This is a genomic window from Trichococcus sp., assembly GCF_055118575.1.
Genome location: NZ_JBSQPW010000011.1, coordinates 37,799 through 62,568 on the forward strand (window position 1 = coordinate 37,799; position 24,770 = coordinate 62,568).

Sequence of the window (24,770 nt, forward strand, 5' to 3'; positions counted from 1 at the left end):
CATAAATAGTGATTGGATGACTTTTGAAATAGTTGGTGCAGTCAGCTTTCTGCATTTTTCGAGATTTTTTCGAGAATGCTCAAGAAAGTGGTGATTTCTTCTTCCGTTAAGCCTTTGGATAATTGGTTTTCCACGGAACCAATTACTTGTTCCGTATTTTTTTTTGCATGCAATGCCTTATCCGTCAGTATCATTTTCCGCAGTCTGGCGTCATAAGGAACGGTTTCCCTAACCAGTAAGCCATCCCTTTCCATCGTATTCAGGGTGCCTGAGACGGTCGATTTGCGGATATCGAATTTCTGCTCAAGATCTTTCTGGAAGACATCTCTTTCTGCGGATTCTCTGGCGATGTAGGATATAATCGCAAATTGCATGCCGGTCAGTCCGTAACCATCATGTTCGGTTAAGTGCCTATTCATAAGGCGCTTTATTTGTTGCCAAAGCGACCGGATCCGGAATCCCAACAGGTCTGTGTTGCTCATTCATTTTCACCACCCATATAGTTCGTGCCCTAACTATATTATGCTTGTTAATGGGGATTGTCAATCGTCTTGCTTACTTTAAATCTTTTTTGTTTACTAATAATACCGGGTGGGGTATAATTGCTCTTGTCGATAAGAAATTTATGCAAAAATATACAGTAACAGGAAGGATAGATGAATAATGAGTACACAAGTAACAGACACAACATGGCAAAGTGAAGTACAGGAAGGTTTGACTTTGATGGATTTTTGGGCACCTTGGTGCGGCCCTTGCCGCATGCTCGGACCCGTTTTGGAAGAAATCGAAGAAGAGATGGACAACAAAGTGAAAATCGTCAAATTGAACATCGACGAGAACCAAATGACGGCTTCACAGTTCGGCATCATGAGCATTCCGACAATGGTGCTGTTCAAAGACGGACAACCGGTGGAAAAACTGACCGGCTACCATCCGAAAGATGTTTTGACTGAATATCTGGAAAGTAAATTAGCTTAATTTGAATGGAGGACAGTCTCGTTTTTCGGGGCGGTCCTCATTTTTTTGTGCTCCCAGCCATTTAAGACGCGATTGTTTGACGCCTTCCCGCTGTGATATAATGGGCCAATATGGTCAGACAGAAAAATAATTGATTGCATAAGCGCAAAAGGGGCGGAAGCAGATGGGCGAAAGTACATTGTATCAGCATCAGACGTTGGGGGACCTGATGGCGGGGGTATTCGACGGCACCCTGTCATTCGAAGAACTATTGAAGCATGGGGATATCGGCATCGGCACCTTCCATGATTTTGAAGGGGAACTGATCCTGTTGGACGGCATCGCCTATCAAGCGAAGGAGGACGGTTCGATTTCAATCGTGGATGCATCGCAGACAACGCCGCATGCCGCGGTGACGTTCTTCCGACCGGACCGCGAATACGACATCGATCGGCCGATGACGCTGAGAAAAGTACGCTCGGATATCGTCAAACGCGTACGCAGCCGGAATGTGTTCTCCGTCGTCAAAATAACCGGACATTTCGAATATATGCATACGCGGGCAGTGCCGAAGCAGCAAAAACCGTATCCGCGCCTGATCGAAGCGACGCGTGTCCAGCCGGAGTTCGAATCCTACGATATGCAAGGGACAGCAATCGGCATCTACACCCCGGAATTGTTCGACGGAGTAGCCAAGGGTGGCTTCCATTGCCATTTCATCAGCGACGACCGCAAATTCGGCGGACATATCCTCGATTACATCGTTGACGAGGCAAAATGCGAAATCCAAACGATCGAAAGCATCACACAGCATTTCGCCGTCCAATCGGATGAGTTCATGGACAAGGAAATCGATTACCACAACCTGGCTGAAGAAATGGCCGAAGCAGAAGGCTAATAAAGAAAAAAGGAAAAAAGCGTTGGACAGCCACGGTCTCCCGAGGTTATCCAACGCTTTTTAACTTTGTATGCTATTCGATTTCTTCCAAAACAACGCGGCCCAATTGTGCCTCGATTTCTTCAGTGGTTGCGATATCCGGTGAAAAGGCTGTGGCGGTTCCGCAAGCCACTGCCACCCGAAAAGCCTCCAGAGGGTCACCGGTACGGATAAAGGTCCCGACGAATCCCGCCACCATGGAATCCCCGGAGCCGACCGGGTTGGCGACTTCACCCGAAAGTGGCGGTGCATAAATTACTTTATTCGGTGTGAAGAGCAGTGCGCCGTCGCCGCCGAGGGAAACGATGGCATTTTGGGCACCCAATTCGATCAGTTGCTTGCCATAAGGGACAACTTCCTGCCAAGTGGAGAAAGTCCGGCCGAACAATTCGCCGACTTCCTTCTGGTTCGGTTTCACGACCAAGGGGTGGTATTGCAGGCTGTTCCGCAGCTCATCCTTCGTGATGTCGCAAGCAAAAGGCACGCCTTCCTCATGCAAGGAGCGGATCAGCTGTTCATAAAAATCCTTGGGCATGGATGGCAGTTTGCTGCCCGACAGCACAACGAAGTCCTGTGTCGAGATGTCCTCGAAGCATTTCATAAAAACAGCGACTTCCTCTTCGGTTGCAGCCGGGCCATAATCGCTGATTTCCGTGTCTTGTTCCGATTTCAACACCAAGTTGATGCGTGTGCGTTCTTTTATCACAATAAACTGATTGATGATCTGCAGTTCTTCCAAGTAATCGCGGACAAACTCGCCGGTAAAGCCGCCGCGGAAACCCAGCGCAATCGAAGGGATCCCTAGCGCTTTCAGGACGCGCGAAACCATGATACCTTTGCCGCCGGGCGTAATCAGTTCATCCTCCATGTGGTGAGAATGCCCTAAACTAAGATGCGGAACGGAGACGATATAATCGATGGTTGGATTCAAGGTAATCGTATAAATCATTGCAATTCCTCCTGACCAAAATTCGAAAGTGACCGATATGTACAACTTCTATTTTAAGTATAGCGTTGTTTCCGATCAAACTCAAAAATAAGCCGTGAGTGAGTCAGCGATGGTAATCATTTATCCAAAGAGCATGCTTTGAGGGCCGCTTCGGCATAGGCCTGTTCTGTTTTACGAATGAAACGTCGACTCAATCTCTGATAAGGGTAGCGCGTTCCTAATGTATGTTTAGCAATTTTTACGGAATGATCACTGATGCGCTCTAGGTTGGAGACAATATCGATGAAAAGGATGCCTTCGGAAGGTAATCCGATTCCGCTGTTCAAACGTTGGATATATCTTTCACGGATTGTTTGTTCCGCTTCATTTACTTCTTCTTCGCGCTGGATTACTTGTTCTGCCAGTAACTGATTGTCTTGAACATAGGAAGCTATGGCATCTTGAACATTGCGTTCAACGACAGCGAATAGATTGACTAGTTCTTCGTCCATCAGAATGGTTTGAACATCCTGATTGTTTTTGTTGGTCCGGATGTCCCTTTTTGCAGCTTTGGTAGCATCTTCGATATTCTTTACGATATTTTCACAATGGTCACCGATGCGTTCCAAGTATTTAGTGATGTCGATCATGACGGCGTGATCGTTTGAAGCATGGAAAGGCAACTCTTCCCGTGAGATGAAGGTAAGGTATTCCGTCAGTTTGTAGTCGATGGTGTCTACAATCTCTTCAAGCTGGAGCGTATCCTGTTTGTACAGATCATTGTGGTCTAGGTAATACTTGTAGGTTGCATGGTATTCATCTGTCACAAACGAGCCCATCTGTTCAAGTTCAAGTTTAGCCTGATTCAACGCCACGGACGGACTGGTTTGGATGATTGTATAATCGAGATGGGTAGCATCATACTTCACAATCCGCTCTTCCCCGGGAACGATTTTTGTTACCAAGACAGCAAGTTGGCGGATGAACCACATCTGGATTAATACGTTCAAGACGTTGAATATGCCATGTGCGAAGGCAAGCTGCATGGCTGGATTGAGATTCAATGTAGTGGATAAGTTCGTTAATGCAGCAGTGAACGGAGCCAAAATGAGCATGATGAAGGCTGTTCCCGTCAAATTGAAGATAACATGAGAAGCGGCGGCACGTTTTGCGGGTATGCTGGCCCCGATTGCGGCGAGGATTGCAGTAATCGTTGTGCCGATATTATTACCGAACAGAATCGGCAACGCAGCCTGCAGAGAAATGCTGTTTTGAGAATACAGTTCCTGCAAAATACCGACCGTGGCGCTTGAACTCTGGACTACCAGCGTCATCCCTGTACCAGCGAGCACGCCGTAGAATGGATGGTCGGAAAGGTCCGTCATCAAAGCTCTGAACTGAGGGAGTTGCTCGAGTGGTTCCATACCTGTCCCCATCAAGTCTAAGCCATAAAAAAGACTACCAAAACCAAAAACTATTTGACCGATGCTGTTCAGGAGAGAATTTTTTGTGAAGAAGAGCAGCATGGCGCCAATCGCCATAATCGGAAGTGCATAGGCACCTACATGGAAACCGATGATGAAAGCCGTGATCGTTGTCCCGATGTTCGCACCCATGATGACCCCGATGGCTTGTTGCAGATTCATGAATCCGGCACTGACCAATCCTACAGCCAGAACGGTCGTCCCCGAACTGCTCTGGATCAATACGGTCACCAAAATCCCGGCCAATACAGCCCGGAATGGGGTGGAAGTGAACTTGTTCAATATATTGCGCAAATTATCGCCCGCACTTCGCTGCAGGCCGTCCCCCATGTATTTCAATCCGAATAAAAAAATGCCTAACCCTCCAAAAAATTGGAATAACATACTTTGCCAATCCATATAGCTCCTCCTTAAGATAATTGATCTCTATAATTGTAATGTACTAAGGGATGTGCTTTCTAAAAGATGATAACGATTCCCACCATGGATAAGAATAGAAGAAACAATTAACTTTGTACAGAGCTTTTTGCATTAGAATATCAAGAAAACTATCTCAGGGGCTAGTTTTCAAGTAATCGGGAAAGGAAAAACGATACAGATGTGATAAAATGGTCCTGATTAGCGTAAACTAAACGATAAATAAAAGGTATATGACTATAAAATGGAAGGAAGAATTTCCTGATGATAGATGAAAGCTTAACTGAAAATATCGATGAGCGGTTGAAAGGGATCGAGAACAATATCCGAAAAAATATGTCCTTGAGCAGCGTTCCTGTCCTGATGGAAGCCATCCGGACGCATCCGGATCATCCACATGTGAATTACCTGCTGGGACTCAGCCATTACAAAAACCGCAATCTCGAAAAAGCGATGCATTATGCACTGCGGGCGGTGGAATTGGATGGCACCGGCGATGCCTATCTGACGCTGCTGGCAAAGCTTTATGCGGAGGATGGGGATGACAAGGCAGCGGAGAGCTATGCGCAAGCCGCCTTCACCCGCAATCCTGCCAATTGGGAAGCGGCACTTGTGCTGGCGAAAATGGCCTTTGAAAAGAACGACCTCCCACGGGCCATTGAACTCGTCGATCAGGTGATCAAGCACACCCCAAAATCTTTCGCTGCCTTGCGGTTGAAATCGAAGATCTATCTTCAGCAGGAAGAAGAGTTGGATACGATTCTGGCTTCGATCGAAGAGTCCGAGAAATACGGATATGACGATGCCATCGAGTACGACCGCGTCTATGCCTACTACATCCACGGGCGCTATGATGAATGCCGCCGCATCCACAAGGAATTGGAACGGACACGGCCGCTTTCGCACAGCACCGAAAAAGTCGGCAAGCTGATCGCAACCATGCAATCGAGCCGGCTGGCAAGACGGGCACCGCATGCGGATTATTTCCATATGGACGCCACACATTCCAACCGTAAGGTCAAAGTCTCTTTGGATGAATCGCTGGCCGAGCTGAATGAGCTGATCGGTCTGGCGGAAGTGAAGGAGACCATCAACCGGATCGTAAAGCTGGTCGAATACGACAAAAAACGCGCCTACATGTTGTCGATCGAAAAGAACGAGCAGCCTTCCTATCATTTCGCCTTTTCCGGTAATCCAGGCACAGGGAAAACGACGGTCGCTAGGATTCTGGGAAACATCTTCTATTCCTTGGGCATCCTCGAATCGGGACAATTGGTGGAAGTCGATCGCTCGGATCTGGTCGGTGGGTATGTCGGCCAGACCGCCCAGAAGACCAAAGCTGTCATCGAGTCAGCAATGGGCGGCGTGCTGTTCATCGATGAAGCCTATTCCTTGGCTTCCGCGGACAGCGATTCGCTCGATTACGGTTCCGAAGCCATCGACACTCTGATCAAAGCGATGGAAGATCACCGCAACGACTTCATCGTCATCCTAGCTGGGTATGACACCGGCATGAAGCAACTGTTGAAATCGAATCCGGGCCTATCGAGCCGGATCAATATGCAAATCGATTTCGAAGATTTTTCCGATCAGGAACTATTGGAAATCGCCAAGGCGCAAGCAAAAGATAATCATTACACGCTGACCGAGGAGGCGGAGCAGGCTTTCAAAGTCCGGATCAATCAGGAAAAAGTGGTCCCGCAGTTCGCCAATGCCCGCGCCGTCAGGAACATCATGGAGGAGGCAATGCGCGAACGGGCCTTCCGTCTGAGCGAAAAGCCGGTGACGAAGGACGATCTGGTCATCCTCGAACCGCTCGATTTCGGCATCGACCCCAACCAACTGTTCGGGGACAATATCGAGGACCTGATGGCGCAGCTGCGCAATCTGGTCGGTTTGAAGGACGTCAAAAAACAAGTCGCTTCCATCATGAACTACGTGCGCGCAGAGAAACGCCGCGAAAAGATGGGTCACCCGATGAACGATCTGTCCTTGCATATGGTCTTCAACGGGAACCCGGGCACAGGCAAGACAACCATTGCGCGGCTGATCAGCCAAATACTGAAATCCATCGGCGTGCTGAAGCGCGGACACATGATCGAAGTCACAAGGGAAGAACTTGTCGGACAATACGTCGGCCAGACAGGACCGAAGACGCTGGAGAAAATCAAGGAAGCTTACGGTGGCGTCCTGTTCATCGATGAGGCCTACTCACTTTATTCTGCCTCCGAAAACGACTTCGGCTATGAAGCCATCAGCACGCTGATCAAGGAGATGGAGGACAACCGCGACAAATTGGTCGTCATCATGGCCGGCTACCCAAGCGAGATGGAGCAGATGCTCAGCATGAACTCCGGTATCCGCAGCAGGATCGCCTACACGGTGGATTTCCCGGATTACGACAGCGAAGAACTGACTGAAATTTTCCGCATGGCTGCCACCCAGCAAGGTTTTGTGCTGACGGAGGAAGCCCAGGCGAAAGTAAAGAATCGGTTCGTGCAGTCCTATACCACACGCGACAGCCATTTCGGCAACGCCCGTACCGCCAGAAGCCTGTTCGAGAAGGCGAAGCTGCACCAAAGCAACCGCTTGGCCGAAGATGAGGACGCCGACCTTTTCACGATCCTGCCTGAGGACATCGGAGAGAATGTTTAAGCACCTTGCATTCCAGTAGGTCGTCGAATAATAAATAAAGTTCTCGAACAATACCAGAATTGCATTGAATCGGTCTTTTTCCCGCCATGCAGCGCGGGACTTTCCCTATTGGGTCAACCAACAAGCGCCATGAACATTTTATGATCACAAAACGAGAAACACACACCACTATTTAGGGAAAATGGTGTGTGTTTCTTGTTTTGTTTCTATACTAAAGTGCCTTTTGGGAGTTCTTGTTTATAATTTGAACGAAAAATTGTGCATGAAAATTTGAGCAATTCGATAAAATTGTTCTTCTTCCATATTTTCAACGAATTGGATATCCCGTTTTGCTGTTTCGGTATAGTCTAAAGAATATACCTGATTCGTATTTACATTGCTGACCAAGGGTGCTTTAGCAGGCAATTTATCTGAAACAACCGGTATCAAAAATGGTCGTTCTTTTTCTGTTGTGGTTATCGGACAGACAATGACCATATTAGTGGCTCTGTTGTAGGCATCCTTACTCATGACAAGCGCAGGACGTCTTTTCTTGACCTCATATCCTCGAGAAGGGTCAAAATCAATGAACACAATATCCCGTTGTTTAGGAATCCATTTCATCTAGTTCTCCTTCGCTGGGTGCGTATCCGGCATCTAATTCAGGCATATAGTATTCTCCATCTGCCACACCTTCAAAATGATCTTTGATTTTGGGTATCAAGGTGATTGAACCGTTCTCCTTTTTAATGAAAAAGAATTCTTCTCCTTCTTTTACTCCGAATGAACTAGGGATCGTTATCATGATTGAATTTCCTTGTTTTCTGGCTTTGATTGCAGACATACTAATCACTCCTTTGATGTGATTTTAACATGTAATTACTGCCCATTACAATGATTATTTCTCGATTCCGGCAATCCCGAAAGCGCCAGGACCGCCATGGGAAGTGATGACGCAGCCGGTCTGGACCCAGGTGACATCATGGAAACCTTTTTCCTTCGCGTAGGTCTCCATTTGGTTCATGATTGCTGCTTCCAAGCCCAACGAAAGGATCAGGTACAGTTTTTTGTTGTCTATATCGTAAGTCTTCAGATAGTCATCAAAAAAATCGACAACGACGCGGCTCATCTTGCCGCGGTATTTCTTGGTGGAAACCAACTTGCCGTCGATCAGTTCGATCGTCGGTTTGATCTTCAGCAGCGATGCCCCCAGATAGGCTGCGTTGGAGACGCGGCCGCCTGCCCGCAGGAACTCGAGACCGGACGGCATGAATGAGAAGTGCGTGCGCGGCACCACTGCTTCGACGGCGGACACTAGTTGTTCCACTGCGATGTCCGGCTCCTGTTCAAGCAGATCAGCGGCGTAAAGCACGATCGCGGCCAAGCCGCCGGATACGTTCAGAGCGTCGATGAGGTGGATATTATCGAATTCTTCCGCCGCCAACACGGCACTCTGGAAGGAGGAAGAGGCCTTGGATGTGTAGCCGATATGCACAATGCTGCTGTCGGGATGAGCGGAGCGGATCTTTTCGAAGAAGGCGGTGTATTCGTTCGGATTGGTTGCGGTCGTCGAAGGCGTCTTTTTGGTGCGCTCGTAATAGTCGATCAGGTCCTGAACCGGAAAAGATCCGTCAAGATGATCAACATCATCCATGATGACGTGCATCGGCACAATCCGGATATTGTGTTTCTTTGCTAAATCAGTGGGGATATCCGCGCCGCTTTCAGTCGTAAGGATTACTTTGCTCATGCTGTTCCTCCGTCTCCAATGGTCAAATATGTTATTGCCAATGGACTCAATTTGTTGGTTCCAATATACCACACTTTTAGTGCTCTACCAAAAAGTGTTATGATGGAATCAGAAACAGAAAGGGATGATGAGGCATGGCCAAGAGAGGTAAAAATCGTAAATCGGATGTTGTGACGATGCTTGCGGTTGCAGGGTATGTGCTGAGCTTGGTGTTTGGTTTTCCAGCAGCTGAGAAAGCGGGCGATTTTTATCCGGCACTGATGGTTTTGGTGGGAATCGCTGTTTTGTTCGCGATTGTCTACTACCATTCGCGCGTGAATGCTTACGTCTGTCCACAATGCCGGGGGAAATTCAAAATCAACTTCCAGACGGATTTACTTTCGCTGAACGGAGGCAAGCAAGGCAAACGCTTGACTTGCCCGCATTGCGGCTTCAAAGGTTGGATGCAGGTGACCGCACCTGAGGAGTGATAAAAAAGTATGAGCTGGGGTTGTGTCGGCTGGGTTGAGGAAAGTAAAGTTGCCGAATGCACCTCCCGCATTAGCGGATTTCGCCTTATTCAGATGTAAAATTGTCGAATGTCTTCAAGCATTCGACAATTCAGGCCCGTTCGGATGAGAGAATGTCGAATATCATACCTGTTTTCGACAATTCCAGCCCGACCAAACACCAATCGAATATCAATAGCACCAATAAAATCAGAAATGAAACAAAAAACAGAGATCGCCTCATGTTGCTTTGAGACGACCTCTGCTGAAAATCAGATTATTTAGCTGTTTTTTCCAGATGCTTGCTGCGCAGTTGGCCGCAGGCGGCATCAATGTCGGTGCCGTGCTCCTTGCGGATGACGCAGTTGATGTTGTTCTTTTTGAGGATATCATAGAATGCCAAAATATCCTTTTTGGTGCTGCGTTCGTATTTGATGTGTTCGGCAACCGGATTGTAAGGGATCAGGTTCACGTAGGAAAGATGACGCTTATCCTTCAACAAGGCGACCAATTCGTGCGCCTGCTCCGGTCTGTCGTTCACGCCAGAGATCATGATATATTCGAACGTGATGCGGCGGTTTGTCTTCTCCAGGTACTCGTCGATGGCGGACATGACTTCCTTCAGCGGGTGTTTGCGGTTAATGCGCATCATACGACTGCGGATTTCATCGTTCGGCGCGTGCAGGGACAATGCCAAGTTGACTTGCAGCCCGTTATCCGCGAATTCACGGATCTTCGGAGCCAAGCCGCTTGTGGAAACGGTGATATGACGTGCGCCGATCGCCAAACCTTTGGCATGGTTGACGATATTAAGGAAGGCGATGACATTGTCGTAGTTGTCGAATGGCTCGCCGATGCCCATCACAACAATGTGGCTGACGCGTTCACCATTGCCTTTTTGATCCAAGTAATGCTGGATCTGCATGATCTGTGCGACGATTTCGCCGGCAGTCAGATCGCGTTGCTTGCGTTTCAGGCCACTTGCGCAGAATGTGCAGCCGATGTCGCAGCCGACTTGCGTCGTGACGCAGACAGAGAGCCCATATTCCTGACGCATCAGGACGGTTTCGATCATCAGTTTGTCTTCCAGTTGGAAGAGATATTTTGTGGTGCCGTCCGCTGATTCCTGGACGACCACTTGGTTCAATGGTTGCAGCAGGAAGGTGTCAGAGAGAAGGGCAACCAAATCTTTTGACAGATTCGTCATTTCCGAGAAGTCAAGTACGCGTTTGATATATAGCCAGTCCCAGATCTGTTGGGCGCGGAATTTTTTCTGGCCTTGTTCCAACAACCAAGCTTGCAGCTGATCCAAAGTCAATCCATAAATAGAAGGTGTGTTCATTATACTTTCCTTTCTGTACCGTTCAAATTTTCATTCCATATCATAACACATTTTTTTGAAAAGGGAATGACTTCCTGAAAAGAAGTGAAAGGCTGCAAATACGGTGGCCTGCTTGCTCGGCTATAAGCCGAACAAATCCTTCAAGAACAGTAAGCCGATGCCGAACATCACCAAAGTCGCAATGCCGCCGACAACGTTTCCCAAACGGCGATTGGTATGGCTGCCCATCACTTTTTTGTTGTTGCCGTTGAAGAGGATCAGGAGCATCAAGGGCGGGGCCATCAAGCCATTGATGGCAGCGGAATAATATAAAGCCCGCATCGGATCGATCCCGATGAAATTGATCGTCAGTCCGACAAGGGTGGCAATAGTGATGACGCCGTAGAAACCATGCGCCTCCTTCAGTTTCTTCCCCAGGCCCGTCTCCCAACCGAAAAATTCGGAAATGGCGTAAGAGGAGGAGCCAGCCAAAACCGGCACACCAAGCAGACCTGTTCCGATGATGCCCAAAGCGAACAGCCAATAGGCGAAGTCTCCCACCAACGGCCGAAGCGCTTGAGCGGCCTCCGCCGCGGAATTGATGGTGGTGATGCCGCTGAGGTGAAGGGTCCCGGCCGTCGTCAGAACAATCATGAAAGCAGTGACGGTCGTAAAGAACATCCCGACTATCGTATCAATTTTCATGTCCTTGATATCCTTGACAAAGATGCGCGGTTTTCCGATGCCAATCCCTTTGATTTTGTGCTCGACGATCTCCTTTTCCACTTCTTCATCCGCTTGCCAAAAAAACAGGTAAGGGGAAATCGTCGTCCCTAAAAAGGCCACCACATTAAGCGTAAATTCCCGGGAAGGGTAAAAGGTTGGGATAAGGGTATGCTGCAGGACCGAACCCCAATCCTGACGGACCATGAATGCCGTGAAAAAATAAGCGAACAGGGAAAGAGTCAGCAGCATCAGAAATCTCGAATAATATTTGTAGTCCATAAAAATTTCCAGAACCAAGGTCAGGGATGTCATGATCAGGATCCAAAAAATGAACGGCAAACCGAGCACCATCTGAGCCACCGCGGCCATCGCGCCCAGATCGGCGCCGATGTTTATCGTATTGGCGATGAACAGAAGGGAGATTGCCGGATAGCTTATCCACTTAGGGTAGGACTGCTTCATGATTCCGGTCAGCCCTTTACCCGAAACCAGCCCGATCCGCCCGCACATTTCCTGGATGGCAATCGCAAAGATGCAAGAAATCGGAGAAAGCCACAAAAGATGGAGGCCGAACATCGCTCCGGTCTGCGAGTAGGTGACGATTCCGGATGGATCATCATCGGAGGCTCCGGTGATGACGCCAGGTCCAAATTTTTTGAGAAATTTTTTGGTCTTTTTGAGCATATCGCGCATCTTTCTCGCTCCCTTATTGAGTTGTGCAGCTTTAATCAGACTTCCCAGAAATCGTTGTGTCAGCGAGCATCAGTGTGGGTCGTCAATGGGATAAAGGAGCGGGCATGTCCAGTTTTTTTATCTTCTTTTTATCTTCTTTGACATCATCATACCTACTATCCGTTTAGCTTGCAAGCACTTGCATCAGTATATGATATACTATTTACAGGAACGCAAACAACGGAAAATCCGGATTATTGAGGTGGATTAAAATGGAAGAATCAGCTGTAAAAATTGAAACAATCGATGCATATATCAGCCGCTATGATGAGGATATTCGGGCAATTCTGCAGGAATTTCGTCGGCTGATAAAGGAAGAGGCACCTGATGCGACAGAGAAAATCAGTTATCAGATGCCGACCTTCTACCTTAACGGAAACCTTGTGCATTTTGCTGTGCAGAAAAATCATATCGGTTTCTATCCGGCACCAAGCGGCGTTGCGGCTTTTAAGGAAGAATTGACGGATTACAAGACTTCAAAAGGCGCCATCCAATTTCCGCTGACGAAACCGATCCCTTATGAGCTTGTGCGCCGGATCGTCCGCTTCCGGGTCGAAGAAGCGAAGGGGAAAAAGAAACAGAATAAAAAATGAAGGGCTCTGCTAGAGTATCTGAATTACATAAAGGAGGCGTATTATGGATCTGCATGCTGTCTTAACCCAAGTCATCCCGACGCTTGCGAGCCTTATCGAGGGCATCGGTGTCCTGATCATCCTTTATGGGTGCGTCAAGTCATTGTACCTGTTCATTCTGGACAGACTCAATCTGAGCAACAACCAACCGAAACTGGAATTGGCCAAAGCTTTGGCGTTCAGTCTGGAATTCAAACTGGCCGCAGAAATATTGAAGACAGTCATCATCCAGACGATTGATGAATTCATTGTGCTCTCGGCCATCGTCATCCTGAGGGTTGTGCTGACGGTCGTCATCTATTGGGAAATCAAGAGTACCAACTCGGAAGAACAAGAGTAACTTTCGCACGCATGTTCCAGGAAGTTGAAAATGCTCTCTTTTTACCCGGGTGTTGGCATTCGTATGATTCAGCGTCACCGGTCAGCGAAGGCCTCACGCATATAGCCGCACGCATATAATAGAAGAAATGCTGGTTTAAGCTCTCGAATATCAATATAGGGCCGATGCGTCCTGCCTCACACTCATGGACACATACGAAAGATCAGAAAACTTCCGAAGCCCATTTGGCAGCCTTTGAACGCCGTGTCTTCAAAAATCCTTACATAGCCTGCAGAAAGAAATAATGCGAAGATACAAAATAAGCCCTGCGCAGAATCAATTTACGCGGGGCTTACTTTATTTGGATGGCAGCATGAAATCAGAAACTCTCGTAGTAGCTCATTTCCATGCCCAAGATATATTCAGGGCGCTCTTTCTTAATGCGGTGTCCGGCTTTATGGACATCGCTCTTTTCCCAGTTCTGCCAATCCTTTTTGGAATCCCATTTGATCAGGACGAGCACTTCTTCGCTCTCTTTGTTGACGGACCGGACATAGGTTTCTATGCTATGAAAACCGGGTTGTTGCGGCAGGATGGTGCTGGTTTTGAATTTACTGACAGCGGCTTCCGAAAAACCGCGGGCGATCGATAATTTTCTGGCTTGGATGAACATGAGCAGAACCTACTTTCATTTATACTGAATACAGCTTATTTTTATATAGTGGATAGTATAGCAGAACTGGCTGGAAAGTGTAAGGGAAAGATTAGAAAATAATGTGGAAAGAGATCTGAGCATATGAGAATAATGGATTCACGTTCCGATTTTCTGCGAGAACTTGCATCAAGTATCTTTTTTTCTTAGAATGTAAGGACGATTATTAGGAACAGAAAGGATGATGATGGATGCGATTGGATAAATTGCTCACAGAATGCGGCTACGGCTCCCGCGGACAAGTGAAAAAGCTGATCAGAAGCAAACAAGTCAGCCTCGATGGGGAAATCGTGTTGGCGGAAAACCGCAATGTCGATCCGCAGCTCCAGACGGTTGTTGTTTCGGGGAAAACGCTGACGTACCGGACAAATGTCTACTACATGTTGCACAAGCCAGTCGGTGTCGTGACGGCGGTATCCGATGAAGGCAATCGCACCGTCATCGATCTGATTGACCCGTCCGACCGCAGACCGGGTCTCTATCCGGTGGGGCGGTTGGATAAGGACACGGAAGGGTTGCTGCTGATCACGGACAATGGGCAGCTGGGCTATCAGCTGTTGCTGCCGCACAAAAAAGTGACGAAGCGCTATGAAGTCGTCGTGAACGAGCGCGTGACCGTCGCCGATCAAGAAGCCTTCGCCGAAGGGATCGTCTTCCACGGAGGGACGACCTGCAAGCCCGCCCGCTTGACCATCCTCAGCCATGGTGACGAGGAAAGCCGTGTACTGTTGGACATCAGCGAGGGGAAATTCCACCAAGTGAAGAAGATGTTCCTCTCGGTCGGCAAGAAGGTCACTTATCTGAAGCGCTTGTCTATGGGCCCTCTGGAGCTGGATGAATCGATTTTGCCTGGCAACTATCGGCCGCTGAATGAAGCGGAAATGGAAAAACTCAAGCCGTATTTCCGCTAGGAAGAAGGCAATTCAAGGGGCTGTATAAAACCAGAACAGTACTTTCTGGTTTTATACAGCCCCTTCTATTTGGAAAATGAATCAATGCTCAGTAATAACCCGCCAAAAGCGGTTAGGCGGGGAAAAGCAACTCAAACTACAGTCAGAAAACCCGCCAAAACAACCTAGGCGGGGAAAAACGTCCGCGGACAACACGAGATTCCCCGTCAAAACCATTTTGGCGGGGAATCTCGCTTACAATCATAAACGCGAACCAAAGATCAGACAATCATGCCAGCAAACGAGAAAGAAAAAGCTGACTCATGATCGATGCAGATCCTGTGGCATTGCTTTTTTCCTAGGTTTGTCCTGGGTCAACCGATAGCTTTCCGTGATGATCCGATCCGCAATCGGATAAAGTTCCTCGGAGACGAGCCGTAGGGTGATCCAGTGGGTCTTATTCATATGATAAGCCGGCATGATTTCGGGAATCGTTTCACGGAGGTAGTCGTTCCGCTCAGGCGTATTCTTCACATTCAACCAGATTTCATTGTTCCGTTCATAGATGTAGGCGAATGATTTTCGGTTGCCTTCATGGCGCATGACGGTCCAATTAACGTCTTCGAAAGGGTAATCTTCGATGACGTGTGCGTGTTCTTGGCAAAGTTCAATCAAGCGAGTTCTGACAGAAATTGTTTCGTACATGACGCGCCTTCTTTCTATTTTATGATACACACTCATTATATTAAATTTTCTTGAAAAAGGCTTGTAACAGGTCGCATCTATTGACATACGGACGGATAATGCGATAATAGATAGCGTGCTATGTAAATTTATCCGAAAAGGAGGGAAAGCTATGGTATCGCGCGACATGATGGGTGTATACATTCCGATGCTTCATAACCAATTCAAAGAACAGATGAATCGGTTAGTGGGGAAGATTGATTTAACCACGTCCCAGATTCATGTCCTTTTTTATCTGAAGAGCAGAGCTGACGAGGAAGTAATCCAAAAAGATATTGAGGAAACGTTTAACCTCACCAATCCGACCGTGACCGGAATCATCAAACGTCTGGAAGCGAAGGGCTTCGTCACACGCACGGTCAGTTCGAAGGATGCTCGGTCCAAAAGCATCCATCTGACTGAAAAGAGCATCGCGGCATCGGTAGAAATGAAGCGGGCTTTACATGAAGCCAACAAAAAACTCTTCGAAGGATTCACCGACGAGGAAATGGATGTATTGGAAGGCTGCTTCAAAAGGATGCTGCACAACTTGGAAGGCGGCGGGTGTGTTAATCCGCACGGGCATGCGCATAAAAAAGAAAACAACTATTTTAGGAAAGAAAAGGGATAGCAGATGAAAGTGATAATGAAATACCTAAAACCTTTTGCCGGTACAATCCTGATCAGCTTGCTGATTTTGTTCGGCCAGGCGATCGGTGAATTGAGCCTGCCGAATTTGATGAGTGACATCGTCAATACCGGCATCCAGAACGGTGGCGTCGAACAGGAAGCGCCTGAAGCACTCCCGTCGGAAGGCTTCGCGCTTATGACACTGTTCATGGACGAAGCAGATAAGGAAACGTTCCAGAACAGCTATCAGCTGATCGCGGGCGGATCGTCGGAAGCCGAAGCCTACAGTGAAGACTTTCCGGAAAGCCAGGAAGCAGATTTCTACGTGCTGGATGAAACCGATCCGGATCAATTGTCTTCGCTGGAGAGCATCTTCAGCAAGGCCAGCTACAGCTTTGTGACCTTCATGAAAGAAATGGGTGGACAGCAAGGGAATGATGCTGCAGTAGATGCCGAGAGTGGTTTTGAGAACGTCGATATGGCACAACTATACGCGCTCTTGCCGCAACTGCAATTGTTGCCGCAGGAAGCTTTCACGGCGTCCATGGATGTTGCCGAGGCTGCTGAACCGATGCTCTACAGCCAAATCGGGATTTTGTTTACGAAACTGTTCTATGAAGATCTGGGAGCGGATATGGATGCGCTCCAGAACCAATACATCATGACGAAAGGCGCCCAGATGCTCGCCATAGCCCTTGCGGTTTCCGTTGCTTCTGTAGCGGTTGCTTACTTCTCCTCCCGGATTGCCTCAAAAGTGTCCGGCCGGATGAGAAGGGATGTCTTCGCCAAAGTCGAAAGCTTTTCCAACGCTGAGTTCGATAATTTTTCGACCGCATCGTTGATTACGCGCACAACCAATGACGTGCAACAGATCCAACAACTGATTACGATCGGTATCCGCATGCTGTGCTATGCACCGATTCTTGCTACGGGTGGCCTGATCATGGCAATCGACAAGAGCGTTTCACTGGCCTGGACGATTGCCGTTGCGGTTATCGCCCTTGTCGGTATTATGATGACGATCCTTTCCATTGCGATGCCGAAGTTCAAAGTGTTGCAAAGCTTGACCGACAGATTGAATCTGGTCAGCCGTGAGAACCTTTCCGGCATGATGGTCATCCGCGCTTTCGGCAATGAATCGTTTGAAGAAAACCGCTTCAACGACGCCAATGAAGACTATACTTATACAAACCGCTTTGTGCAGCGCTTGATGTCGCTTTTGATGCCGGCGATGATGCTCGTCATGAACGGCGTTTCGCTGCTCATCATCTGGTTCGGCAGTCAGCAAGTTGCTGATTCTGCCCTGCAGATTGGGGATATGATGGCCTACATCCAATATGTGATGCAGATCATCATGGCCTTCTTGATGATTTCGATGATGTTCATCTTTCTGCCGCGCGCTTCTGTATCGGCAACCCGGATTGGGGAAGTATTGGATACGGAACTGAGCATCTCGGATCCGATCGATGCGCAACCTAGCTTAAAGAACGAAGGGCTCATCACCTTCAATCATGTCTCTTATCATTATCCGAAGGCAAGCGAAAATGTCTTGACCGACATTTCCTTTACGGCCAGACCGGGTGAAACGACCGCAATCATCGGCTCAACCGGTTCCGGAAAGTCGACCTTGATCAATCTGATCCCGCGCTTCTATGACGTGACGGACGGCGCCATTGAAATTGACGGCGTCGACATCCGGAAAATGACACAGGCCGATCTGCGCCGGAACATCGGCTATGTTCCCCAGAAAGGGATGCTCTTCTCCGGGGATATTGCCTCGAACATTATGTACGGGAAAGAGGACGCTTCGATGGATGATGTCATGAAAGCCATTGAAGTCGCCCAAGCGAAGAATTTCGTAGCGGAGATGGAGGATGGTATCGAAACGGCCATCGCACAAGGCGGTGGTAACGTCAGCGGAGGACAGAAACAGCGCTTGTCCATTGCGCGTGCGTTAGTTAAAAAAGCACCGATCTATATTTTTGACGACAGCTTCTCGGCCTTGGACTTCAAAACGGATGCGGCATTGCGTTCCGCGCTGCATGCCTACACGGACAACGCAACCGTCCTGATTGTAGCGCAGCGGATCAGCACTATCATGGACGCGGAACAGATCATCGTCCTCGATAAAGGCAAAATCGTCGGGATAGGGACTCACGATGCGTTGATGAAAAATTGTGAGACTTACCAAGAAATTGCTAAATCTCAGCTCTCAGAGGAGGAATTAGCATGAGCGAAATGAAACAAAGAAGACCGCAGGGCGGACCTGGTGGCGGCCACGGTCCGATGGGCGGAATGAGCGCACCGGTCGTGAAAGCGAAGGACTTCAAGGGCGGATTCAAAAAATTGGCCGCTTATCTGTCACCCTTCAAATGGCTGATGGCAGTCGTCTTCATATTGGCGATTGCATCCTCGCTGTTCGGAATCGTCGGACCCAAAATCATGGCTTTGGCCATCGACAAATTGGTCGCCGGTATCATGCTGAAATTCACGGGCGGATCTGGCGAAATCGATTTCGATTATATCGGTACCGTACTGTTGGGGCTTTTGGGCTTGTACGTACTGAGTGCAACCTTCTCTTATATTCAAGGTTTCCTGATGTCAGGCGTCTCCGCAAAAGTTTCTTATAAACTGCGCAAAGATATCATGGAGAAAATCAACAAATTGCCGCTGGCCTATTTTCACAAGAACAGTCAAGGCGATGTACTTTCCAGGATCACGAATGATGTGGATACCCTGAATACCAGCCTGAACCAAAGCCTCACCCAGATCATCACGTCGATCACAACATTGGTGGGTGTCTTTATCATGATGCTGACGATCAGTTGGTCACTGACACTTGTCATCCTGGGTGTGCTGATCGTGTCCATGGTGCTCCTGATGCTGATCATGTCGAAGTCGCAGAAGCACTTTGCCAATCAGCAGAAATACTTAGGTGCGGTCAATGGCCATGTCGAAGAGATGTACGGCGGACATGTGGTCATGAAAGCTTTCAACGGAGAAACGAAGTCTGTTGCCGCTTTTGATAAAGAGAACGATCAGTTGATCGAAGCCGGCTTCAAGGCCGAGTTCCTTTCAGGTTTGATGATGCCCTTGTTGAGTCTCATCGGAAATCTCGGCTATGTCGTGGTCTGTATCATGGGTGGCGCTATGGCGGCTGCCGGAAAGATGACGATCGGGGATATCCAAGCCTTCTTGCAGTATGTCCGCAACTTCACGCAGCCATTGACCCAAGTCGCGCAAGTAGGGAGTCAGTTGCAACGGATGGTAGCGGCCTCTGAACGAATTTTTGAGTTTCTGGAAGAGGAAGAAGAGACCGTAACGGAAGCGAAAATTGAAATGGCGACCGCTGATGTGAAAGGGAATGTCCGCTTCGAACACGTCAAGTTCGGTTATGAACCGGAACATCTGGTAATTAAGGATTTCTCCGCGGATGTCAAAGAAGGCCAAAAAGTCGCGCTAGTCGGTCCTACCGGCGCCGGCAAGACAACGATGGTGAAATTGCTCATGCGCTTCTACGATCTGACGGACGGAGCCATCTACATCGACAACCACAACCTTACAGACTTCACACGCAGCGATTTGCGGACAGAATTCGGGATGGTGCTGCAGGATACGTGGCTATACAACGGCACCATCATGGAGAACATTCGCTACGGAAAACTGGATGCGACGGATGAAGAAGTCATCGCTGCTGCAAAAGCTGCGCAGGTGGATCACTTTGTCCGGACGTTGCCGGATGGCTATGATATGGTCCTGAATGAGGAAGCCAATAATGTTTCGCAAGGCGAAAAACAATTGCTGACGATCGCACGCGCCATCCTTGCCGATCCGCAGATCATGATTCTCGATGAAGCGACAAGTTCGGTCGATACGCGGACAGAAGTGCTGATCCAGAAAGCGATGGACACGCTGATGCATGGCAGAACGAGCTTCATCATCGCGCATCGTCTATCGACCATCAAAAATGCCGACCTGATCCTCTGTATGAATAACGGGGACATCGTCGAACAAGGAACCCACGAAGAACTGCTGGCAAAAGGCGGTTTCTACGCCGATCTCTACAACAGCCAATTCGACGAGGGCGAAGAATAATAATGACAATAAAACTGCGTCATGCAGCCTAAAGAAGATGATCCCGATACGCATTCGGGATCATCTTCTTTCTTTTTTTTCAAAGAATAAGCATATAATTCGTTTTGTCAACACTGGGTGTGAAAAAAATCTCGTCCAGGAGTTCCCGAGTGACAATCAGATCATCCTCAAGAAGGGCCTGAACATTGAATGGATGCCATCTCAGCACACTTATCCAAGCAACAATGATAGCGTTCACAAAATGTTAATAATAAAAAAGTTGTAACCGGTTACCATTCGGTGGTATTCTTGCCTTAGTTCTTACAACCAAGTTTTATTTATAAAGTTGCAATACATTTTAAAAGAAACCTAGTTTCATAATGTGATAAAAACACTCGGTTAATAAGTTCTGAATTCATAATATGGAGGGTAATTTTATGTCAAAAAATGCTTCAACGGTTCTGAGTGAAACAAAACTCAATCGCGCCAAACTGTGGCAGATTATTTTATTCACTTTGAATAACTCATCAACAAATATTTACTTATTCGCTTTTGGTTTTGTCGTCTATTATTCAACGGGTCTTGTAGGCTTGACCGCGCTGTTCGTGAGTCAAATTATGGGGTATATCCGTATCTTTGATGGGGTTATTGATCCGGCTATCGGCGTTTTGATTGATAAAACGGATACTAAATTCGGTAAATATCGTCCTATTATGGTTTTAGGCAATCTTATTACTGTCATTTCATTCTTGGTATTATTTAATATTCATGGTATGGGCGAAGGGATGAAAATCCCGGTTTTCTTGCTCGCATTAGTTGTGCATAAAATCGGGTACTCCTTGCAAGCGACGGTTACAAAAGCCGGTCAAGCAGCTTTGACAAGCGATCCAAAACAACGTCCCATCTTCAATATCGTTGATGGCTGGGTAACAACTTTATTGTTCACTGGAGGCCAGATTGTTGTCGCAAACTTCTTAGTGCCAAAATATGGCGGCTTTACTCCGGAATTTTTCAATGTATTTATCCCGGGAGTCATGGTCATCTCAGCTGTCCTAGGAATTTTGGCGGTTATTGGTATCGCGGAAAAAGACAATAAACAATACTTTGGTATCGGTGAAAAAACGACTAAAACATCGTTCAAGGATTACTGGGCAATCGTCAAAGGCAACAGACCTTTGCAAATGCTTACAATGGCTGCAGCCTTTGTGAAGTTCAATGCACAAATGTTCGGAGACCAAGTTGTATTGATGATCCTGTTCGGTATCATCTTCGGTAACTTTGGTCTATCAGGAACAATCTCGTTAGTGTTGATTTTGCCTAACCTACTGTTCACAACCTTTGCAGCGACAATTGCCCAAAAAAGAGGGTTGCGTTATTCCTATGTACGCTACTTGCAAGGTGCAGTTGTTTCATTGGCCTTATTAGGCGGTTTGCTTTTCTTCGCGAACCCAGGGGACTTGAGCTTCTCTAACGTATCGTTATGGACAGTTGCCTTCACAATCATTTTTGCTTGTGCGAAAGGCTTCACATCCACTCCATCAGGCTTGGCCTTGACGATGGCAGCGGATGTCTCTGATTACGAAACAAGTGTTTCCGGACGTTATGTTTCCGGTATGCTGAGCACCATGTTCTCATTGACTGACTCTGTCGCATCATCCTTCGCACCAATGTCGATTGGTTGGATCTTAGCCGCTGTAGGATTTGCGCAAGCTTATCCAACGGCTGACACGCCACTCTCGCCACAATTGCGTATTGCTGGTATTGTAATGATTTCAGTTTTGCCTCTAGTCGGTACACTGATTGCTTTAACGTTCATGAAATTCTACCCATTGGATAAGGAAACAATGGAAAGCGTTCAAATTAAAATTGCAGCAATGAAACAAGCTGATCCAAGTGATCATGATGATGAAGCAGAAATGCCTCAAGCAATCCCTGATGCAATCCCTGCAATGAATGACTAAAGCTACGACTTTTTATTTTTGAGCTAGAGGGAAAATAATATTGTAGAGAAAAGAGGAAAATATTATGGCAGAAGAAAAAGTTGTTAAGCAGCAAAATCAAGCAAACGATATGAAAAGTAAGCTAAGCCTGAAGCACAGATTGGCTTATGGAGCCGGAGATGCCGGTGGGGTTGTTACCCTTGTGTTGATCGGAACATTTATGAACCGATATATCACAAACATATTGGGAGTATCATTTGCGACGCTTTCTGTACTGTTGCTCGTTTGGAATATTTGGGATATGGTAAATGACCCGATGATGGGCACGTTTATGGATAAGTCCTTCTCTAAAGCCACTGGAAAAAAAGATAAGTTCCGCCCTTGGATGTTACGTTCCATTCCTTTAATTGTTATCGGTCTTATCGCCTTCTTCTCGGTACCATCAATGTTTGAAGGAACCATGCGTTTAGTGGCTATTTTTCTGTTAAAAGTTATTTACGAATTAGGTTACACGATGATGAATATTGCCATGGGATCAGTTCTTGGGGTTATGGCCTTAAATGATAGAGAGAGAACTACTTTATCTTCGGCTCGTGGTATGGGATCAACCCTTGGTGGTCTGATCGGTTCGATGGCTATACCGGTGATTCTTGCGCGTTTAGGTGAAAATACAACCGGTTATATGGTTGCAGGTATCTTCGCAGCTGTATTAGGTGGTGCACTGATCTTCTTCCACTATTGGGGAACGGAAGAACGGAATGTTGCAGCGAAACTTGCCGCGGAGGAACAAACAGAACCGACAAAAGTTACCGATATTTTTGTTACATTAGCTAAAAACAAAGCGTTCTTGTCACTTTGCTTACACTCGATTGTAATCGTTTTCGGTCAAAATCTATTCAATGCAACGCTTCCTTACATTTACGGTGATGTATTTGGTGATCTGGGCTTAATGGCATACGCTTCTGCGATCGGTATGGGATTGCCGGTAGTGCTGTTACTTATCGCGCCATACTTGGTAAAATTGATTGGATCCACTGTTAAGGTAATCCGGACTTACTTGTTACTGAGTGCCGTTATCTTTGTTGGTTTGTACTTTTGGAAATTAGTTGGTGACTTGCCGCCATTCCTATACATGATTGGTGCCAGCTTAGGGATCGCTTTCATGATGATGTCCGTTCAACTTCAATGGGGTCTTGTTTCTGAATCTATTGACTACAATGAATACATCACAGGAAAACGCTCAGAAGGTTCAATCTATGGTAACTTCTCACTGACAAGACGGGTCGGCCAAATGTTGGCGCAATCACTTGTTGTCTTGATGATTGGTTGGATTGGTTACAGCCAACAAGCCGCTCAAACCGGCCAAGCACAATCAGCTGAAACAGTTGAAGGGCTAGTATTGTTGAATCTTATTGGACCAGCAGTTTGTGCCTTACTATCATGGGTTTCATTCAAATTCATCTGGAACATTACTGATGAAACACGTACTGAGATGACTTCAGCTCGTCTGGCAAGACTTGATGAATTTGCTAAGAAACAGGATGAAAATCAAGATTAATAGAGAGGTGCACTAATGAAATTAAGAAGTCACTTATTAAATGTATTGGTCAATGATGAAGTGGAGGCTTACTTGAAGGAGAACGATGTCATTGTCGTTCCTTTTGGCCCAACCGAACTCCACGGGGGGCTGCCCTTGGATTGCGAAACCATCTTGGCTGAGGGGATTGCCTTATTGATGGCAGAAAGGACAAACTCACTTGTCCTTCCGCATGTGCCTTATATTTATTCAGGGGCAACCGCCTCAGGTAAGGGAACCATCCAATTGACCGTCAGGGAAAGTGCCGATATGCTGCATGGTCTGGCACAGTCCCTATTGCGATCAGGATTCAAAAAGCAGATTTATATCAGCCTGCACGGCCCAGCCCATATCTCCATCAATCCGGTTGTGCGTGATTTCTTTGATGAAACAGGGATAGCCATCCTCTATATCGATGGCGTGATTACAGCCCAGAAATCCGGCGTCTTTTCAAATCCGAAAGAAATGATGCTCAATTTGGATAAGATGATTCTGGGGGCTTACAAGTTACGCAATCGTTTGGATGACATCTTGCTGACTTCTGATTATGCAGAACCGGTTACCCAAACACCATCGGTTTTCGGTAACCTGAGTGCCCAAGCCTTTCAATCGGGAGCAACAGGTTATTATTTCAAGGAACATTCAGACCACATGGCAACCTCTGCCATACCGGATATTGAAACGCGGGACCGCATGGCAGAAGAAGGACTGGTATTGTTGAATAAGATGGTGGATACGATTGATTTTCCGAATTTGCTTAAGGAAATGGCGATTCAAGAAGAGTATCTGGAAGAGGTTTACGAGCGTTACCCACACGTTCCGGCTGCCTACAATCGACATAAAAACAGTTAAACTGTCTCACAGACTGCTCTCTGTAATGTGGGCAATGTCACTAACCTA

At 47.3% G+C, this 24,770-nt stretch carries 23 protein-coding genes; 13 read left to right on the plus strand and 10 right to left on the minus strand.

The window, feature by feature from the left end:
* Nucleotides 1–41: 41 nt before the first annotated feature.
* Nucleotides 42–482, minus strand: coding sequence for a MarR family winged helix-turn-helix transcriptional regulator (locus ACTCCX_RS04405; protein ID WP_463274927.1), 441 nt, complete (start codon nucleotides 480–482; stop codon nucleotides 42–44).
* A 181-nt stretch (nucleotides 483–663) separates the two neighbouring features.
* On the opposite strand from ACTCCX_RS04405, the gene trxA reads away from it, so the two are divergent.
* Both trxA and budA read left to right on the plus strand, forming a co-directional pair.
* The gene (gene trxA, locus ACTCCX_RS04410) at nucleotides 664–978 is read left to right on the plus strand and encodes a thioredoxin (RefSeq protein ID WP_463274928.1); all 315 of its coding nucleotides are present in this window, start codon (nucleotides 664–666) and stop codon (nucleotides 976–978) included.
* Between the two features lie 163 nt (nucleotides 979–1,141).
* The gene (gene budA / locus ACTCCX_RS04415; RefSeq protein ID WP_463274929.1) at nucleotides 1,142–1,855 is read left to right on the plus strand and encodes an acetolactate decarboxylase; all 714 of its coding nucleotides are present in this window, start codon (nucleotides 1,142–1,144) and stop codon (nucleotides 1,853–1,855) included.
* A 73-nt stretch (nucleotides 1,856–1,928) separates the two neighbouring features.
* On the opposite strand, the gene pfkB is transcribed toward budA, so the two are convergent.
* A complete protein-coding gene (gene pfkB, locus ACTCCX_RS04420; protein ID WP_463274930.1) occupies nucleotides 1,929–2,843 on the minus strand; it encodes a 1-phosphofructokinase in 915 nt (304 codons plus the stop codon).
* Nucleotides 2,844–2,959: 116 nt separating this feature from the next.
* Complete coding sequence (locus tag ACTCCX_RS04425; RefSeq protein WP_463274931.1) at nucleotides 2,960–4,705, minus strand: Na/Pi cotransporter family protein; 1,746 nt, start codon at nucleotides 4,703–4,705, stop codon at nucleotides 2,960–2,962.
* A 282-nt stretch (nucleotides 4,706–4,987) separates the two neighbouring features.
* On the opposite strand from ACTCCX_RS04425, the gene ACTCCX_RS04430 reads away from it, so the two are divergent.
* Complete coding sequence (locus tag ACTCCX_RS04430; protein WP_463274932.1) at nucleotides 4,988–7,378, plus strand: AAA family ATPase; 2,391 nt, start codon at nucleotides 4,988–4,990, stop codon at nucleotides 7,376–7,378.
* Between the two features lie 237 nt (nucleotides 7,379–7,615).
* On the opposite strand, the gene ACTCCX_RS04435 is transcribed toward ACTCCX_RS04430, so the two are convergent.
* Genes ACTCCX_RS04435 through ACTCCX_RS04445 form a run of 3 tightly spaced genes read right to left on the minus strand, consistent with a single transcriptional unit; the run spans nucleotide 7,616 to nucleotide 9,107 of the window.
* Nucleotides 7,616–7,981: a type II toxin-antitoxin system PemK/MazF family toxin gene (locus ACTCCX_RS04435; protein ID WP_463274933.1), complete on the minus strand. Its 366-nt coding sequence runs from the start codon at nucleotides 7,979–7,981 to the stop codon at nucleotides 7,616–7,618.
* Nucleotides 7,965–8,201 carry a type II toxin-antitoxin system PemI/MazE family antitoxin gene (mazE, locus tag ACTCCX_RS04440; RefSeq protein WP_463274934.1) on the minus strand — a complete coding sequence of 79 codons (237 nt, stop codon included), beginning with the start codon at nucleotides 8,199–8,201 and terminating at the stop codon, nucleotides 7,965–7,967. Before mazE ends, ACTCCX_RS04435 begins: the two co-directional genes overlap by 17 nt.
* Before the next feature lie 54 nt (nucleotides 8,202–8,255).
* Nucleotides 8,256–9,107, minus strand: a complete 852-nt coding sequence (locus tag ACTCCX_RS04445) for a DegV family protein (protein WP_463274935.1) — start codon at nucleotides 9,105–9,107, stop codon at nucleotides 8,256–8,258.
* A 134-nt stretch (nucleotides 9,108–9,241) separates the two neighbouring features.
* On the opposite strand from ACTCCX_RS04445, the gene ACTCCX_RS04450 reads away from it, so the two are divergent.
* On the plus strand, nucleotides 9,242–9,577 hold the full coding sequence (locus ACTCCX_RS04450; protein WP_463274936.1) for a hypothetical protein: 336 nt from the start codon (nucleotides 9,242–9,244) through the stop codon (nucleotides 9,575–9,577).
* 295 nt (nucleotides 9,578–9,872) lie between these two features.
* Here ACTCCX_RS04450 and rlmN read toward each other — a convergent pair whose 3' ends face one another.
* Nucleotides 9,873–10,937: a dual-specificity RNA methyltransferase RlmN gene (gene rlmN, locus ACTCCX_RS04455; RefSeq protein ID WP_463274937.1), complete on the minus strand. Its 1,065-nt coding sequence runs from the start codon at nucleotides 10,935–10,937 to the stop codon at nucleotides 9,873–9,875.
* Between the two features lie 120 nt (nucleotides 10,938–11,057).
* Complete coding sequence (locus ACTCCX_RS04460) at nucleotides 11,058–12,335, minus strand: NRAMP family divalent metal transporter (protein ID WP_463274938.1); 1,278 nt, start codon at nucleotides 12,333–12,335, stop codon at nucleotides 11,058–11,060.
* A 251-nt stretch (nucleotides 12,336–12,586) separates the two neighbouring features.
* On the opposite strand from ACTCCX_RS04460, the gene ACTCCX_RS04465 reads away from it, so the two are divergent.
* A complete protein-coding gene (locus ACTCCX_RS04465) occupies nucleotides 12,587–12,967 on the plus strand; it encodes an iron chaperone (RefSeq protein WP_463274939.1) in 381 nt (126 codons plus the stop codon).
* Between the two features lie 43 nt (nucleotides 12,968–13,010).
* Nucleotides 13,011–13,346, plus strand: coding sequence for a DUF1622 domain-containing protein (locus ACTCCX_RS04470; RefSeq protein WP_463274940.1), 336 nt, complete (start codon nucleotides 13,011–13,013; stop codon nucleotides 13,344–13,346).
* Between the two features lie 358 nt (nucleotides 13,347–13,704).
* On the opposite strand, the gene ACTCCX_RS04475 is transcribed toward ACTCCX_RS04470, so the two are convergent.
* Complete coding sequence (locus ACTCCX_RS04475; RefSeq protein ID WP_463274941.1) at nucleotides 13,705–13,998, minus strand: antibiotic biosynthesis monooxygenase; 294 nt, start codon at nucleotides 13,996–13,998, stop codon at nucleotides 13,705–13,707.
* A 230-nt stretch (nucleotides 13,999–14,228) separates the two neighbouring features.
* Between ACTCCX_RS04475 and ACTCCX_RS04480 the strand changes: the two genes are divergently transcribed.
* Nucleotides 14,229–14,948: a 16S rRNA pseudouridine(516) synthase gene (locus ACTCCX_RS04480; RefSeq protein WP_463274942.1), complete on the plus strand. Its 720-nt coding sequence runs from the start codon at nucleotides 14,229–14,231 to the stop codon at nucleotides 14,946–14,948.
* A gap of 300 nt (nucleotides 14,949–15,248) precedes the next feature.
* Here ACTCCX_RS04480 and ACTCCX_RS04485 read toward each other — a convergent pair whose 3' ends face one another.
* The gene (locus tag ACTCCX_RS04485) at nucleotides 15,249–15,632 is read right to left on the minus strand and encodes an MmcQ/YjbR family DNA-binding protein (protein ID WP_463274943.1); all 384 of its coding nucleotides are present in this window, start codon (nucleotides 15,630–15,632) and stop codon (nucleotides 15,249–15,251) included.
* Nucleotides 15,633–15,783: 151 nt separating this feature from the next.
* Between ACTCCX_RS04485 and ACTCCX_RS04490 the strand changes: the two genes are divergently transcribed.
* From ACTCCX_RS04490 to ACTCCX_RS04515, 6 genes are all read left to right on the plus strand, one after another.
* The gene (locus tag ACTCCX_RS04490) at nucleotides 15,784–16,281 is read left to right on the plus strand and encodes a MarR family winged helix-turn-helix transcriptional regulator (protein WP_463274944.1); all 498 of its coding nucleotides are present in this window, start codon (nucleotides 15,784–15,786) and stop codon (nucleotides 16,279–16,281) included.
* A 3-nt stretch (nucleotides 16,282–16,284) separates the two neighbouring features.
* Complete coding sequence (locus ACTCCX_RS04495; RefSeq protein WP_463274945.1) at nucleotides 16,285–18,513, plus strand: ABC transporter ATP-binding protein; 2,229 nt, start codon at nucleotides 16,285–16,287, stop codon at nucleotides 18,511–18,513.
* The gene (locus tag ACTCCX_RS04500; RefSeq protein ID WP_463274946.1) at nucleotides 18,510–20,375 is read left to right on the plus strand and encodes an ABC transporter ATP-binding protein; all 1,866 of its coding nucleotides are present in this window, start codon (nucleotides 18,510–18,512) and stop codon (nucleotides 20,373–20,375) included. Before ACTCCX_RS04495 ends, ACTCCX_RS04500 begins: the two co-directional genes overlap by 4 nt.
* A 416-nt stretch (nucleotides 20,376–20,791) precedes the next feature.
* Nucleotides 20,792–22,315 carry an MFS transporter gene (locus tag ACTCCX_RS04505; RefSeq protein ID WP_463274947.1) on the plus strand — a complete coding sequence of 508 codons (1,524 nt, stop codon included), beginning with the start codon at nucleotides 20,792–20,794 and terminating at the stop codon, nucleotides 22,313–22,315.
* A 64-nt stretch (nucleotides 22,316–22,379) separates the two neighbouring features.
* The gene (locus tag ACTCCX_RS04510) at nucleotides 22,380–23,852 is read left to right on the plus strand and encodes an MFS transporter (RefSeq protein WP_463274948.1); all 1,473 of its coding nucleotides are present in this window, start codon (nucleotides 22,380–22,382) and stop codon (nucleotides 23,850–23,852) included.
* 15 nt (nucleotides 23,853–23,867) lie between these two features.
* A complete protein-coding gene (locus ACTCCX_RS04515; protein WP_463274949.1) occupies nucleotides 23,868–24,722 on the plus strand; it encodes a creatininase family protein in 855 nt (284 codons plus the stop codon).
* Nucleotides 24,723–24,770: the final 48 nt, after the last annotated feature.

Excerpts from the sequence above, each read along its gene's own strand:
- ACTCCX_RS04485 (WP_463274943.1), bottom strand. The coding sequence starts at position 15,632 with ATGTACGAAACAATTTCTGTCAGAACTCGCTTGATTGAACTTTGCCAA.
- ACTCCX_RS04405 (WP_463274927.1), bottom strand. The coding sequence starts at position 482 with ATGAGCAACACAGACCTGTTGGGATTCCGGATCCGGTCGCTTTGGCAA.
- ACTCCX_RS04500 (WP_463274946.1), top strand. The coding sequence starts at position 18,510 with ATGAGCGAAATGAAACAAAGAAGACCGCAGGGCGGACCTGGTGGCGGC.
- ACTCCX_RS04475 (WP_463274941.1), bottom strand. The coding sequence starts at position 13,998 with ATGTTCATCCAAGCCAGAAAATTATCGATCGCCCGCGGTTTTTCGGAA.
- ACTCCX_RS04505 (WP_463274947.1), top strand. The coding sequence starts at position 20,792 with ATGTCAAAAAATGCTTCAACGGTTCTGAGTGAAACAAAACTCAATCGC.
- mazE (WP_463274934.1), bottom strand. The coding sequence starts at position 8,201 with ATGTCTGCAATCAAAGCCAGAAAACAAGGAAATTCAATCATGATAACG.
- ACTCCX_RS04510 (WP_463274948.1), top strand. The coding sequence starts at position 22,380 with ATGGCAGAAGAAAAAGTTGTTAAGCAGCAAAATCAAGCAAACGATATG.
- rlmN (WP_463274937.1), bottom strand. The coding sequence starts at position 10,937 with ATGAACACACCTTCTATTTATGGATTGACTTTGGATCAGCTGCAAGCT.
- ACTCCX_RS04490 (WP_463274944.1), top strand. The coding sequence starts at position 15,784 with ATGGTATCGCGCGACATGATGGGTGTATACATTCCGATGCTTCATAAC.
- budA (WP_463274929.1), top strand. The coding sequence starts at position 1,142 with ATGGGCGAAAGTACATTGTATCAGCATCAGACGTTGGGGGACCTGATG.
- ACTCCX_RS04495 (WP_463274945.1), top strand. The coding sequence starts at position 16,285 with ATGAAAGTGATAATGAAATACCTAAAACCTTTTGCCGGTACAATCCTG.
- ACTCCX_RS04515 (WP_463274949.1), top strand. The coding sequence starts at position 23,868 with ATGAAATTAAGAAGTCACTTATTAAATGTATTGGTCAATGATGAAGTG.
- ACTCCX_RS04435 (WP_463274933.1), bottom strand. The coding sequence starts at position 7,981 with ATGAAATGGATTCCTAAACAACGGGATATTGTGTTCATTGATTTTGAC.
- ACTCCX_RS04445 (WP_463274935.1), bottom strand. The coding sequence starts at position 9,107 with ATGAGCAAAGTAATCCTTACGACTGAAAGCGGCGCGGATATCCCCACT.
- pfkB (WP_463274930.1), bottom strand. The coding sequence starts at position 2,843 with ATGATTTATACGATTACCTTGAATCCAACCATCGATTATATCGTCTCC.
- ACTCCX_RS04480 (WP_463274942.1), top strand. The coding sequence starts at position 14,229 with ATGCGATTGGATAAATTGCTCACAGAATGCGGCTACGGCTCCCGCGGA.
- ACTCCX_RS04425 (WP_463274931.1), bottom strand. The coding sequence starts at position 4,705 with ATGGATTGGCAAAGTATGTTATTCCAATTTTTTGGAGGGTTAGGCATT.
- ACTCCX_RS04465 (WP_463274939.1), top strand. The coding sequence starts at position 12,587 with ATGGAAGAATCAGCTGTAAAAATTGAAACAATCGATGCATATATCAGC.
- ACTCCX_RS04470 (WP_463274940.1), top strand. The coding sequence starts at position 13,011 with ATGGATCTGCATGCTGTCTTAACCCAAGTCATCCCGACGCTTGCGAGC.
- ACTCCX_RS04450 (WP_463274936.1), top strand. The coding sequence starts at position 9,242 with ATGGCCAAGAGAGGTAAAAATCGTAAATCGGATGTTGTGACGATGCTT.
- trxA (WP_463274928.1), top strand. The coding sequence starts at position 664 with ATGAGTACACAAGTAACAGACACAACATGGCAAAGTGAAGTACAGGAA.
- ACTCCX_RS04430 (WP_463274932.1), top strand. The coding sequence starts at position 4,988 with ATGATAGATGAAAGCTTAACTGAAAATATCGATGAGCGGTTGAAAGGG.
- ACTCCX_RS04460 (WP_463274938.1), bottom strand. The coding sequence starts at position 12,335 with ATGCGCGATATGCTCAAAAAGACCAAAAAATTTCTCAAAAAATTTGGA.